Below are 12,931 nucleotides of genomic sequence, written 5' to 3'. Positions count from 1 at the left end.
TAAAAAAGATATGGCGATTACAAATATAGATAAATGGTACAAAAGATCTAAAATATTAATATTGCTTCTTGATTTAAATAGGTTGAATGCAACATAACCTGAACGAATAGCAATCATGATCAGCGCAATCTTAATTAAGATAGGTGGGATCAAATCAATCATTCACCTCCTAGTTTTAATTTCTTTCATTTATATGTATTCGTTTATTAGTATACGACTCCAAAATAAGCCGTTACTTATGAGGTATAGATTTCCCCTCTGTAACGGCTTGTATTTTTGCTTATTTAATCTTTTTTCTACTATCGCCATTTAATGTTGAAATGGATAACACAATTTTTGTTTTTCTTTTTTATTTATCGATGTATGTTTCAAATGAAATCTGATGAAGAAATGGACTCTTTTCACCTACATAAAACAAATCAAGTGAATGCATCGCTCTCGTACATGCCGTATAAAATAAATTTCGTTCACTTTCCCTGCTGTACTTATCACTAGAGGCATCGTATATGATAACCGCATCAAACTCCACACCTTTAGCAAGATAAGATGGAATGACTAGTACTCCAGCTTCGTAGCCTGTCGTATGTTTTGTTATCACTCTTAATGAGACTATGTCATTCAAGCTGTTATAAACGTTTTCTGTTTCTTCAGCTGTTTTACAAATGATTGCAATTGTTTTATGACCCTTCGTTTGAAGTGTGTATATCCTATTTATTATCTTTGAATGAAGTTCCTGACTATTTACGGCAAGGTGTACGTTCGGTGGTTCCCCTTGGCGATTAAACGGGTCGATATTCGCATCAATAATCTGTTTAGTAAACTCAACAATCTGATATGTCGAACGATAACTTCGTGTCAGCTTGTATTGCTCGATATCGTCAAGATTAAACAAATATCGCAATGCATCAAAACTATTAACCGAGGAATGAGCATAAATGGATTGGTTTAAATCTCCTAATACAGTCATCTTTCCACGTGGAAATAAACTCTTAATAAACGCAAACTGAAACGGTGAATAATCTTGTGCCTCATCAATAAAAACGTGACGAATGGATGTATTCACTTGCAGCCCTTCTAATCGCCCTTTTAAATAAAGAAAAGGGGTCGCATCTTCATAACGTAAGTGGTGCTGCTCAATATTTTCAATTGTTGAACTGCAAATTTCAGGCCATAAATGAGGTAATTGACCTAAAAAACTTTTGACATACTCCATTTTTCTAAATAATTGTAAATACGTTGCACGTACATTAATAAATTGAAGATTCTGGATAAATTTGCGAATTTTCTTTAGCCGCTTTTTTACAATAATCGCTGTAAGAATTTCTTTTTCTCTGTCAAAATCATAAAATTCATTATTGGTTTGAGTTGTTTTTAGAAGCTTATGGTAGGCTTTTAAATAGGCTTCCTTATCTAGTAGTTCCATTTCACGTTCGACCCATTCTTCTTTTCGTTCAAGCAGTTCAAAATTACGTAATTCTTTTAAAAGCCATTCTGCTGTCATATTCATCCGATTAGGGATTGGTAAACTCTTATCAAGCGAGTAAAAGTAATCTTTAATTAGCGAACGACTAAACAAAACTTGACCTCGAAATTTAAACCCCTTGAAAATAATTCCATCTTCTTTAAGCAAAGTAAGATATTGATCAATGATTTGCATAAAAAGGATCGATGACTTCAATTGAATCCCTGCAATTCCAACCTCATAAGACTTGTCTTTAGACCGAGTCAGTACAAATTCCATTTGTGAAAAAGGATCTTCAATTGTAAATGTATTACCTAAACGATACTCTAAATACTCTTGAAACGTCGTTTGTTGCATATTTTCTTCCCCGAGCTCCGGAAGGACACTAGAAACATAGCTATTAAACATTGAATTCGGGGAAAATAACACGATGTTTTCTGCTGTTAATGTGTCACGATAACGATATAAAAGATAGGCTACACGTTGCAGTGCTGCTGATGTTTTTCCACTTCCAGCTACACCTTGAACGATTAAAAGCTTTCCCTTTTCATTACGAATAATTTGATTTTGTTCTTTCTGAATCGTTGCAACAATACTTTTCATTTGTGCATCGGCTTGAGCACCAAGGACCGTTTGCAGCATCTCATCACCAATTGTAATACCTGTATCAAACATATGTAAAAGGGTACCATTTCGAATGATATACTGCTTTTTCACTTTCATCATCCCATTTACGGTACCACCGGGTGTGTCATACTGCGCAACACCTGGACCGTAATCATAGTATAAGCTTGAGATTGGCGCACGCCAGTCATACACATAAAAATCAACGCCATTTTTATCCACAAAAGAAGACGTTCCTATATAAACTCGTTCAGAATCGCTTTCACCCGTTTCTAAAAAATCAACTCTACCGAAATAGGGTGAATGCATTAATTTATGTAAGTTACGTAACTGATTCATAGAATGACGATGACTACGTTCACGTTCTGATAAAATTTCTGCTTGTTGTTTAATACTCGCATAGGTTTCAGCAACTTCCTCAGCATTATCAAGGTTTACTGTGACATCATCCCAAAACTTCCTACGAATATCAACGACATCAACTTTGATATCACCAAGCTGTTCATTCAGTTCACCCATTCGTTCGTTGATTTTGCTAATCACATTATTGACCCGTGCTTGCTCTATATTCCATTCATTTGTATGTTCAGTCATAACTCCACTCCTAGTCGGTCGCTCGTTTCAAACATTACCTATTATTTTCGTCGTAGGCATGAATTTTATGCCATTTCTCAAACTTTATTGTCCTAATGTGAACTTTATACCTAAATGTACTCTCATGTGCTCATTTAAATATAAAGAAGACGTACCCTTCTATGGTGGACACGTCAATCTCGTTGTTTGTTAAATGTTATGTTACGTCTAAAAAACCATTATTTCAATAACTACAATTTTGGTGTGTTGTATCGCTTGAATACAGCAATGCTTCCAACACTTCTTGGACTTTTAGTCCTTCCTCAAAATTGATTAAAAATGCTTTTTCTCCAGAAGTAGCTTTGATAAATTCATCTATTAAGTTCACATTGGATAAAGTAAGTTCACTCGCATCGATATGAGTTAATTCTTCCCCGCGCTCGGCTATTTTCACTTTTCGCCAATCTTCTAGTGTAATGGTTTGATTCGTTCCATGGATGGTAAAAGCAATTTTTTCTTTCTCTGCTTGTCCTACAAGACCATCGACTAAAACTTGAAGACCATCTTCCAACGTCAATTTTGCAATTAAGCCTAATTCACTTTTTTCATTGTCTTCTGGATATTCAATGTAAGCTTTGACATCGGTCATTCTTCCAAAGAAATGGACGATCATTTGTAGATAGTGCGGCATGATTTCACGAATAAAACCACCTTGCTCCCGCGTTCCAATCCAAGGCGTTTGCTGCCAGACTCGCGGCCATACATCAAAATGCATTTTTAAAGAAATTCTCCTAATTTCGCCTAATTCCTCTTTTTCGACAAGGTTTTTTATCGTTGCAAATGGCGCATTATACGGTAACGGAAAATGGATCGCATGGACGACATTTGCTTGGCGAGCTTTTTCTAACATATCTTTGGCCTCTTGCAGATTATTCGCTAACGGCTTTTCACATAAAACATGCTTCCCTTGTTCAATTGCTGCAAGAACGACCTCATGATGATGCGCCGGTGGAACTGCTACATAGACGATATCAACTGATTGACGTGAAACTAACTCCCGATAATTTGTAAGAGCAACAGCTGCTCCGTAACCACTTGCCATCTCGTTCACCAATTGTTCATTTACATCACAAACCGCATCTATTTCAGTTTGTGGATTAGCCATAAATTCTTTAATTAATCGTTGTCCAACAACACCTAAGCCAACGATACCTACTCTTTTCATCGTGCTCATATTAATCACCTTCTTAATAGTAGTTCTAATTACTATTTTTACCTTTAAATTATTCGTTTCCTATACCAGAATAAACAAATTTAAGCTTATCATCAACAATAGCTAACTTTGCATCAAATATATTTTCACCTTTTTTAAACCCTTTGATAATGTTTGTTTCTTCTCCTTTGAGGAGCTTCTTTACATTTGCTTGCGAGATGGTTTTCCCTAATACTTTTTTGGAGAGGGTAAAATCACATTTTGTCGCAGTATAATTGGAACAACCGTAAAATGTACCTTTATCGACTACATCACCATTGCATTTTTTACACGGGCCGATTTTTGTTGCTGTTGCTCTCGATTTACTCGCCCTCTTTCCTTTTCTTTGCCTTTTAAATTCATCCAAATTAAAACCAGTAAAATTCCATGAACCACTTTGTTGTTTTGCATCTTCAATTATTTTGAGAGAGAGCTTTTTCACTTGGTTCATAAAATCACTTGGCGCTGCTGTTCCTTTACCTATTTCATGTAAACGTTGTTCCCACTTAGCCGTCATCTCTGCAGACGACAGTAAACTATTCCCAATCGAATCAATCAGCAGTATCCCTTTGTTCGTTGCACTTACTTGATTCTTTTTTACTTCAATATACTTACGATCTTTTAAACCTTTTATAATACCAGCCCGTGTCGCTTCAGTGCCCAGACCCTCAGTTTGCTTTAACACTTTTACTAAATCCCCGTCGTCTAAATGTTTACCTGCTGATTTCATTAATGTAATTAGCTGTCCTTCTGTGTAACGTTTGGGCGGTTCAGTTTTTCCTTCCTTTACATTAACATCCTGTACCTTCCCTACTTTGTTTTCTTGAACGATTGGTAAATCTTGCTCATCTTCCTCCCGCATTTGGTTTTTCTTGTCACTGTAAATAACCTTGCGCCACCCTGCTTGAATTTGTTGTTTTCCTTTTGATATAAAAGTGGCACGGTTCTCAACAATGGTATAAATCGTCGTGTAATCGAATATCGCTAGATCATAGTGAGCTGCAATTAACCTTTTTGCAATAAGCGTATATATTTTCTGTTCATCTGGACTCAGCTTGTCCATTTTTGGAACTTGGTCTGTTGGGATGATCGCATAGTGATCGCTAACCTTTTTTTCATCAACATAGCGCCTATTATTCATTATCGAGGGATGTGGAAGTGGGAAAAATGTCTTTAATTCATCAATCTGTTGAAGCTCTTGTAAAATATCAGGAAACATTTTTGCCTCTTCTTTCGTCACATGACTGGAATCAGACCTTGGATAAGAAATAATTCCTTTAACATAAAGTTTTTGAGCAACCTCAAGTGTCTTTTGTGGAGAAAATTTGTATAAGCTGTTTGCTGTCGCTTGTAAAGCCGATAAATTGAAAAGTAAGGGTGGCTGATATTCTTTCCGCTCTTTTTCAAGCGATTGAACAGCTGCTCCTTTACCTTCACAAAATTGACGAATTTTTTCTGCTATACCTTCTTCGTCTAAGCGAGTTTCCCCATCTTTATGCCATTTGCCTTTATATATTTTTCCATCAAAATTAAATGTTGCAATGACTTCCCAAAACGGTTTTGACGTAAAGCTTTTGATTTCTTTCTCACGTTTCACAATGAGCGCAAGCGTTGGCGTTTGGACCCTTCCTAATGAAAAAACATCGGATATTCCTTTTTTTTGCAATAATAATGTATATGCACGGGACGCATTCATCCCAACTAGCCAATCGGCACAAGCTCTTGAATAAGCTTCATAATATGTAGCTCTCGTATCAGTCTCATCTAATAAATTTTTAAACCCATCGACGATCGATTTATTCGTTAAAGATGAAATCCACAGCCGCTTCATCGGCTTTCGTGCACCACTTAATTGAATAATATTGCGAACAATGAGCTCACCTTCACGTCCAGCATCTCCTGCATGAATAACACCGGTCACTTCATTTTTGTTTAAAAGCTGCTTAACGATATTAAACTGCTTATATTTTGATTTCGTTACTTGATATTGAAACTTTTCTGGAATAATCGGTAACGTTTGCAACGCCCATTTCTTCCAATCTTGCTTGTAAAATTCTGGCGGGCATAACTCCGTCAAATGTCCCACTGCCCATGTACAATAAGCTCCATTTATAAAAACCTCATTCGGCAATATCTCTATGTAGCCATCTCGGCGTTTATAAGGAAACGGAGACGCTAATTTTAACCCTTGATCCGGTTTTTCTGCTATTATAATTTGCATTTTTTTACCCCATTAAATGAATATTCAAGTCTATATTTCTAGTAGTTAGAATAAATTCTATTTCCACTCATTAAGTATATATGAAAGGTGGTATAGTAGCACGAATAATACTACAAAAACACGGCAATCTATATATAGAAGTACCGTGTTTTATATGGAAATATTTTATAAAAGTTTACACCACCTCCCCATACATCACCATATGGAGAGATGGCGTTTAAATGGTCCAATATTCAAGTGTACTGACCTAACATTTAGGACCCTTAAACTACTTTCCTGATTCTAGAAATAAGAGCTTATCGACTTTAATTCTTAAACCCACCACATATCCGAAGGTTTTTCTTCAATTAAAATGGAGTTTAAATTCTTAACCGCTCTTGCAAAGCCTTCCTCAATCGACATAATTGGATCTTCATGTTCTATACTTACGACATTGTCATAACCAAATGTGCGTAATGCACTGATCATATCAGACCATTCTTGAATACTATGTCCGCAGCCGACCGAGCGGAATGTCCACGCTCGCGATTGCACTTCTCCATATGGTTGCATGTCTGTTAATCCGTACATATTGACGTTATCTTGGTCAATGTATGTATCTTTTGCATGGAAGTGGTGAATGGCATTTGCTTTTCCTAAAATTTTAATCGCAGCAACTGGATCAATACCTTGCCACCATAAGTGACTTGGGTCAAGATTTGCACCAATTGCATCACATGTTTCTTCTCGTAATTTTAGTAAAGTGTATGGGGTATGGACTAAAAATCCCCCATGCAGCTCTAAGCCAATCTTAACGTTATGGTCTTTTGCAATTTGAGCCATTTCTTTCCAATACGGAATTAATTTCTCTTCCCACTGCCACTTCAATACATCACCGTATTCATTCGGCCAAGGCGTTACAGGCCAGTTTGGGTATTTCGCATTTTCATGATCGCCTGCTGTACCAGAAAAGCAATTGACAACAGGAACTCCCATTAAATGTGCGAGCTTAATGGTTTTTTGTAATGCATTATGAGACTCTTCTGCAAATGCCTTATCAGGAGAAATCGGGTTCCCGTGACAACTAAATGCACTAATTTCAAGACCACGTGATGTAACTTTCTCTTTATACTCGTTACGCTTCTCTTCACTTTCTAGTAGTGTATCGATATCGCAATGAGCATTTCCAGGGTAACCGCCCGTACCAATTTCAACTGCTTTTACGCCTGCTTCTTTAACGTAATCTAACATTTCATCTAGGTTTTTTTGTGAAAATAATACTGTAAAAACACCTAATTTCATACCGTTCCCTCCTTGCTAGAAGTAAATCTTATACTTTGACCTTTTTGACTACTTTGGTAAATGGCATCAATAATTTGAGACGCTTGCAGCGCTTCTTCTGGTTTCACAATTAATTCATCACGACCTAAGCACGTATTAATAAAATTTTTCGCTTGGGACAATCCTGGGTCTTCTTCCCCAGGTAGCCAGTCAGCGTCCGAATTAAGGAGCATGCCGTACTTAGCTTGATTGAGGTGTAATGGAAATAAATCAAGTCCACCTGACTCTCCAGAAATACTTACACTTTCAACATCTTCTTTAATGTTTGCAGACCACGAAGTTTCAAATAACATCGTCGCTCCGTTTTCGAAACGGATATAAGCCGTTACATGATCATCCACATCGAAAGTTTCATGATTAAACGATCCCCATTGATTAACTTGACCAGCCATTTTACTTAACTCGTTATAAGTTTGACCGACGACTTCTACTGGCTTAGGGTTTCCAAGCAACCATAAACACAAATCTAAAAAGTGGCAACCGTAATCGATTAAACTGCCTCCGCCTTGTAATTCTTTATTTGTAAAAACACCCCAGCCTGGCACTTTTCGTCTTCTTAGAGCTTGAACTCTCGCTACCATTGGCTTACCGATTTCATTTTCTGAAATAATCTTTTTCGCTGCTTGAGGCTCTTGCATGAATCGATAGTGGTAAGCGATCGATAGCACCTTTTCTGAACGGTTTGCAGCAGCAATCATTGCTTTACACTCTTCTGTATTCATCGCCATCGGCTTTTCACAAAGGACGTGAACCCCAGCTTCTAGTGCTGTAACGGTAATTTCTGCATGAAATTTATTTGGTGTACAAATCACGACTACATCGACTTCTTGTAACAAATCTTGATAGTTGATGTACACATTTTCTATATTGAATTTCTGTGCTGCAGCTTTCGCCGTTGCTTCGTTCACATCACAAACAGCTGTAACTTTTACATCATCTGTTATTTTCAAGAAAGCTGGGATATGTCGGTCCTGGGCAATCCCACCTGCACCTATAATGCCCATGCGTAATTTACTCATGACTACACCTTCTCTTACACATTTGTAATTCTTTTCGTTTCATTAGACTCTAGAGCTGAAAGTACAACTTGAAGTGACTTTAAGCCTTCTTCCCCTGTTACAAGTGGTTGTTTATCTTCAATGATGGCTTCGATAAACTGATCAATTACTTGGGTATTCGTTTGACCACCTGACTCGTTGGTTTGAATACCGCCAAGCTCATATTTTACAACTTCACCATTTTTATATTGAACAATAAGCGAATGGACCGGATCATCTTCAAGTCGAAGAATCGCATTTTCTCCGTAAATAATTGTTGAATTATCTTCTTTCGAAACATAAGACCAGCTTGCTGCAAGTGTTCCGATAATACCACCTTCTGTTTTTAATACACAAACCGCCGTATCATCAACATCGGTGTTTTGTTTTGCACTTGTTTCAATAAAAGCACCCACTTCTACAAACTCTTCACCTAATACATAGCGTAATAAATCAGTTTTATGAACACCTAAGTCTCCCATTGCCCCGATAAACGCTTCTTCCTTTTTAAAGAACCAGCTTTCTTTTCCATCAGCACTCCAGCCTTCAGGACCACCATGACCAAATGCCGTTCGGAAGCTATAAATTTTCCCTACCTCACCATTTTTAATTAATTGCCGCGCTTTTTGATGGGATGGAACGAAACGTTGGTTATGAGCAATCATTAATTTTTTATTGCTTTCCTTCGCCGCTTCAATCATAGCAAGTGCATCTTCTCGTGAAGTGGCCATTGGTTTTTCACAAAGAACATGTTTCCCTGCTTTTAATGCAGCAATTGAAACTGGAGCGTGCAAGTAGTTCGGTGTACATACACTAATTGCGTCAACATCAGCTGATTTTAGTAAGTCTTCATAGCTTGTATATGCTGTTGCATTGTATTTTTCAGCAAATTGCTGTGCTCGTTCCTCGACAATATCACAGACTGCAACAATTTCCGCGTTTTTATTATTCGCATATTCAGGCATATGACGATGCTTTGCAATACTTCCACAACCGATAATTCCAACTTTAACTTTACTCATAACTTCAACTCTCCTCTAATCATTAATTTTTGATTTTATGTCTTCTAACGGTTTTGCGTTCCCATATACAGGACTTGTGCGTTTCGTTGGTGCCGTCCAATTGACTGCATTTTTAATGACACGTTGAATATTGTCGTCATAATACGTTGGGTACGTTTCATGCCCTGGACGGAAATAAAAGATCTTCCCTTTTCCACGCTGATATGTACAACCACTTCTAAAAACTTCCCCACCTTCAAACCAACTCATAAACACTAGTTGATCAGGGGCTGGGATATCGAAATGTTCACCGTACATTTCTTCTTTTTCAAGTTCAATATATTCACCAATCCCTTCAGCAATCGGATGGCTTGGGTCAATCACCCATAATCTTTCCTTATCATCAGCTTCACGCCATTTTAAGTCACAAGTTGTTCCCATTAACGTTTTAAAAACCTTTGAAAAATGTCCAGAATGAAGGACGATAAGACCCATACCGTCAAGCACCCGCGCTTTTACCTTTTCAACAATTTCGTCACTGACTTCATCATGCGCAAGATGGCCCCACCAAATTAACACATCTGTTGAATTGAGCACGTCATCTGATAACCCATGCTCTGGTTCATCAAGTGTCGCTGTTTTAACGATGACATCTTCTCCCTTTAAAAAGCTCGAAATTGCTCCGTGAATACCTTCTGGATAAATGTCTCTTACGACAGGATTTTTTTGTTCGTGACGATTTTCATTCCATACTGTTACATTAATCATGAATTATCTCTCCCTCATAATTTTTTTTACTTCCTTTACAGCCAATCCACCATAACCAACTAATTCAGCATCACCGTAACCGAGTTCTGCAACTTTTTTCATGGCTCCGGCAAAATCTTGCTTTGCTTCTTCACGTAAAGTATACATTTGAACAGCAATTGGAATTCCCCCTATTTTTCAACCTCACTTTCCATTATTTTAAAACGGTTACATTGTAGAAATGTGTTAAAGATCTATTATCTAATAGATAAGCTTTTCATCTCATTTTCATTGTGAGTTATTCATTTCTTATTTGACTCCATCATATTCGATATAGCGATAACTAAAAATAGATTATATAATTAAAACATATACTATTTTGCTATTTATTCAGAAAGGAATTGCTTATGACAACACATATCGGATTTTGTGGTTATTCTTTTCACACAAAAGGATATCAGTCTACCGACAAATCGAAATTTACTGGTTACCTATTTCGTTTACAAACGGAAGGTGTTTGTGAAGTTATCGTTAACAAGCGCAAATATAAAATAAAAAAAGGAGATCTTCTCCTCGTAAAACCAGGGGATTATTACGATCTTTTTATCGAAGCAAATCAGAAAAGTGGGGATTATAACTTATTTTGCGAAGGAACCTGGATCGATGAATGGTGGAACCGTTTAGAAAAGCCGACGGTCTCCCGAATTGATCTAGACGAAAAACTACTTTCGTTATGGCGACACCTCATTATTGAACAAAGACGGCCAGCAGCTGAAGAAAACCAAGAGTTATCTAATTATTTACTTCAAGCCTTATGTGTGTCCCTAGATCGAGCCGTTAATGAAACCTCTTCTACAATCAGACGCCCCTACGCAGTAACTAGGATGATGAGATACATTGAAGAGCATGCGACAGACAGATTAAAGGTTGAAGATGCAGCACAATATGCTGGACTAAGCGTATCACGAGCTGTCCATCTATTTAAAAGTAGTGTCGGGAAAACGATGATTGAGTATGCACAGGAAATAAGGCTATCGACGGCCATTAATCAAATGAAGTACACTTCAATGACATTAGAACATATTGCCGATAACTGCGGCTTCGGAACGTATCCCTATTTTCATAGAGTTTTTAAAAAGAAGTACGGTGTTTCACCTGGGGAGTATAGACGGAAGGAATAAACTCGGGAAGATAAGAATAGAAAAAAGGGGTATTTCCAAAGTGAAACGCATTCGTTTTCATCCTTAATAAAATAAATGAAAAGACTGACATAACGGTTTTGAAGAGCCCGTTAGAAGTCAGTCTTTTCATCCACTAAATACTTTCTTTTAAGTCCCACTTGTTTAAGGATTTAATTATTATTGGTTGATCTGCGTAAAACGAAATGCCTGTTGAATTCTGTGACGGGTAAATACGTGCTGTCATCACCTTTCCCCTTCATTAATGAACACCTCAATTGACGATTGGTCAATGAAGATTTGTAGATTAAGTTCGTTGTTTATTAATTTAATTTCTGTACTTCGCTCACCATTAACCCCTTCACCTGACTTGTTACGATCCACCGTTAATAATGAATTCTCTTTTTTATAAGTTAAAACGGTTTCTTCTCCAAGCTCTTCATTTACCCTTAGCTTTAATCCAAAATCTAATGCCTTCTGTGCATCAATCGTCACAGAAAGTTCAAGACAACTTCCAAACACATCTGGAAATGAAGTATCTCCAGTAAAAGACGTATTCGAATAACTTACTTCATTTTGTCTCAATTCTTTAAGTTCTGGTACGGGTTGGGTCATCAATTGATCACCCTTGACCTGTAATAGACGTGGTATTGTCATAGCTCCAGCCCAGTTAAATTTTTGCGTTGGCATTTCACTTTCCCACATGTCCATCCAAGCGATTAATATCCTTCTTCCTTTCTCATCAACCATCGTTTGTGGGGCATAAAAATCAAAGCCATCATCTAGCATTTGAAAATCTCCAATCTCAAATATTCCTTTGCCATAATCCAAGTTTCCAAATACATAGCCAGCCTGATGGAGGTTTTGAAAACGATGTCCTTCTGGCTTCATTCCTTGCGGAGACATAACCAGCACATTCTTTCCATCTAAATGAAAGAAATCTGGACATTCCCACATGAAGCCACAGTTCCCTTCATCTTTAGCAGCTACATTGACAAACTCCCACTGGATTAAATCTTCAGAACGATATAAAAGCACCTGTCCAATATGATCCTTAGTTCTGGAGCCAATGACAGAATAATACACATTTTCATGCTTCCATACCTTTGGGTCGCGGAAGTGATACGGGTGAATATCCCCTTCTGGTGCGTCTCCAATCACTGGATTTTCATCTAGTTTAGTAAAATGAATACCATCTTCACTAACTGCTAATGCTTGCACTTGCTTTAAATCGGTATCATGATCTTCCCCGTCCATACATTACCCGTATACATGAGATATAGTTTTCCATCCTTTTCAATCGCACTCCCTGAAAAACAACAATCACGATCATAGTCTTCACTTGGTGCAAGAGCAATTGGTAGGTGTTCCCACTGTACTAAATTCTTACTTTTTACATGTCCCCAATGCATTGGTCCCCATTCAGGCGAATACGGGTGGTGCTGGTAAAACATGGTACTCCCCTTTAAAGTAGGTGAACCCATTCGGATCATTCATCCAATACGCTTGTGGTGAA

At 37.5% G+C, this 12,931-nt stretch carries 11 protein-coding genes and 1 pseudogene; 1 reads left to right on the top strand and 11 read right to left on the bottom strand.

The window, feature by feature from the left end:
- Window positions 1–349 precede the first annotated feature (349 nt).
- The 8 genes from helD to J0N78_RS18880 form a co-directional block, all read right to left on the bottom strand.
- The gene (helD, locus tag J0N78_RS18915; RefSeq protein WP_209124684.1) at window positions 350–2,680 is read right to left on the bottom strand and encodes an RNA polymerase recycling motor HelD; all 2,331 of its coding nucleotides are present in this window, start codon (window positions 2,678–2,680) and stop codon (window positions 350–352) included.
- Between the two features lie 223 nt (window positions 2,681–2,903).
- Window positions 2,904–3,893: a Gfo/Idh/MocA family protein gene (locus J0N78_RS18910; protein WP_209124683.1), complete on the bottom strand. Its 990-nt coding sequence runs from the start codon at window positions 3,891–3,893 to the stop codon at window positions 2,904–2,906.
- A 49-nt stretch (window positions 3,894–3,942) separates the two neighbouring features.
- Window positions 3,943–6,132 carry a DNA topoisomerase III gene (locus J0N78_RS18905; protein WP_209124682.1) on the bottom strand — a complete coding sequence of 730 codons (2,190 nt, stop codon included), beginning with the start codon at window positions 6,130–6,132 and terminating at the stop codon, window positions 3,943–3,945.
- Between the two features lie 312 nt (window positions 6,133–6,444).
- Window positions 6,445–7,413, bottom strand: a complete 969-nt coding sequence (locus J0N78_RS18900; protein ID WP_209124681.1) for a sugar phosphate isomerase/epimerase family protein — start codon at window positions 7,411–7,413, stop codon at window positions 6,445–6,447.
- Window positions 7,410–8,471: a Gfo/Idh/MocA family protein gene (locus tag J0N78_RS18895; RefSeq protein WP_209124680.1), complete on the bottom strand. Its 1,062-nt coding sequence runs from the start codon at window positions 8,469–8,471 to the stop codon at window positions 7,410–7,412. Before J0N78_RS18895 ends, J0N78_RS18900 begins: the two co-directional genes overlap by 4 nt.
- A gap of 14 nt (window positions 8,472–8,485) precedes the next feature.
- Window positions 8,486–9,511 carry a Gfo/Idh/MocA family protein gene (locus tag J0N78_RS18890; RefSeq protein WP_209124679.1) on the bottom strand — a complete coding sequence of 342 codons (1,026 nt, stop codon included), beginning with the start codon at window positions 9,509–9,511 and terminating at the stop codon, window positions 8,486–8,488.
- Between the two features lie 15 nt (window positions 9,512–9,526).
- Entirely contained in the window at window positions 9,527–10,258 is a 732-nt protein-coding gene (locus J0N78_RS18885) for a ThuA domain-containing protein (protein ID WP_209124678.1), read from the bottom strand.
- Between the two features lie 3 nt (window positions 10,259–10,261).
- Window positions 10,262–10,405, bottom strand: a complete 144-nt coding sequence (locus J0N78_RS18880; protein ID WP_209124677.1) for a hypothetical protein — start codon at window positions 10,403–10,405, stop codon at window positions 10,262–10,264.
- A gap of 239 nt (window positions 10,406–10,644) precedes the next feature.
- Here J0N78_RS18880 and J0N78_RS18875 point away from each other — a divergent pair, with 239 nt between their 5' ends.
- Complete coding sequence (locus tag J0N78_RS18875) at window positions 10,645–11,418, top strand: AraC family transcriptional regulator (protein ID WP_209124676.1); 774 nt, start codon at window positions 10,645–10,647, stop codon at window positions 11,416–11,418.
- Window positions 11,419–11,551: 133 nt separating this feature from the next.
- Here J0N78_RS18875 and J0N78_RS26420 read toward each other — a convergent pair whose 3' ends face one another.
- From J0N78_RS26420 to J0N78_RS26415, 3 genes and pseudogenes are all read right to left on the bottom strand, one after another.
- Window positions 11,552–11,662, bottom strand: a complete 111-nt coding sequence (locus tag J0N78_RS26420; protein WP_307794977.1) for a hypothetical protein — start codon at window positions 11,660–11,662, stop codon at window positions 11,552–11,554.
- A complete protein-coding gene (locus J0N78_RS18870; protein WP_307794976.1) occupies window positions 11,662–12,672 on the bottom strand; it encodes a glycoside hydrolase family 32 protein in 1,011 nt (336 codons plus the stop codon). The genes J0N78_RS26420 and J0N78_RS18870 overlap by 1 nt, the downstream gene beginning before the upstream one ends.
- A pseudogene (locus J0N78_RS26415) lies at window positions 12,642–12,912 on the bottom strand (hypothetical protein). Before J0N78_RS26415 ends, J0N78_RS18870 begins: the two are co-directional and overlap by 31 nt.
- Window positions 12,913–12,931: the final 19 nt, after the last annotated feature.

The organism is Alkalihalobacillus sp. BA299 (assembly GCF_017745675.1).
Classification (GTDB): domain Bacteria; phylum Bacillota; class Bacilli; order Bacillales; family Bacillaceae_F; genus Alkalihalobacterium.
This window is presented reverse-complemented; position numbering and strand designations above follow the sequence as displayed.

Excerpts from the sequence above, each read along its gene's own strand:
- helD (WP_209124684.1), bottom strand. The coding sequence starts at position 2,680 with ATGACTGAACATACAAATGAATGGAATATAGAGCAAGCACGGGTCAAT.
- J0N78_RS18910 (WP_209124683.1), bottom strand. The coding sequence starts at position 3,893 with ATGAGCACGATGAAAAGAGTAGGTATCGTTGGCTTAGGTGTTGTTGGA.
- J0N78_RS18905 (WP_209124682.1), bottom strand. The coding sequence starts at position 6,132 with ATGCAAATTATAATAGCAGAAAAACCGGATCAAGGGTTAAAATTAGCG.
- J0N78_RS18900 (WP_209124681.1), bottom strand. The coding sequence starts at position 7,413 with ATGAAATTAGGTGTTTTTACAGTATTATTTTCACAAAAAAACCTAGAT.
- J0N78_RS18895 (WP_209124680.1), bottom strand. The coding sequence starts at position 8,471 with ATGAGTAAATTACGCATGGGCATTATAGGTGCAGGTGGGATTGCCCAG.
- J0N78_RS18890 (WP_209124679.1), bottom strand. The coding sequence starts at position 9,511 with ATGAGTAAAGTTAAAGTTGGAATTATCGGTTGTGGAAGTATTGCAAAG.
- J0N78_RS18885 (WP_209124678.1), bottom strand. The coding sequence starts at position 10,258 with ATGATTAATGTAACAGTATGGAATGAAAATCGTCACGAACAAAAAAAT.
- J0N78_RS18880 (WP_209124677.1), bottom strand. The coding sequence starts at position 10,405 with ATGTATACTTTACGTGAAGAAGCAAAGCAAGATTTTGCCGGAGCCATG.
- J0N78_RS18875 (WP_209124676.1), top strand. The coding sequence starts at position 10,645 with ATGACAACACATATCGGATTTTGTGGTTATTCTTTTCACACAAAAGGA.
- J0N78_RS26420 (WP_307794977.1), bottom strand. The coding sequence starts at position 11,662 with ATGACAGCACGTATTTACCCGTCACAGAATTCAACAGGCATTTCGTTT.
- J0N78_RS18870 (WP_307794976.1), bottom strand. The coding sequence starts at position 12,672 with ATGGACGGGGAAGATCATGATACCGATTTAAAGCAAGTGCAAGCATTA.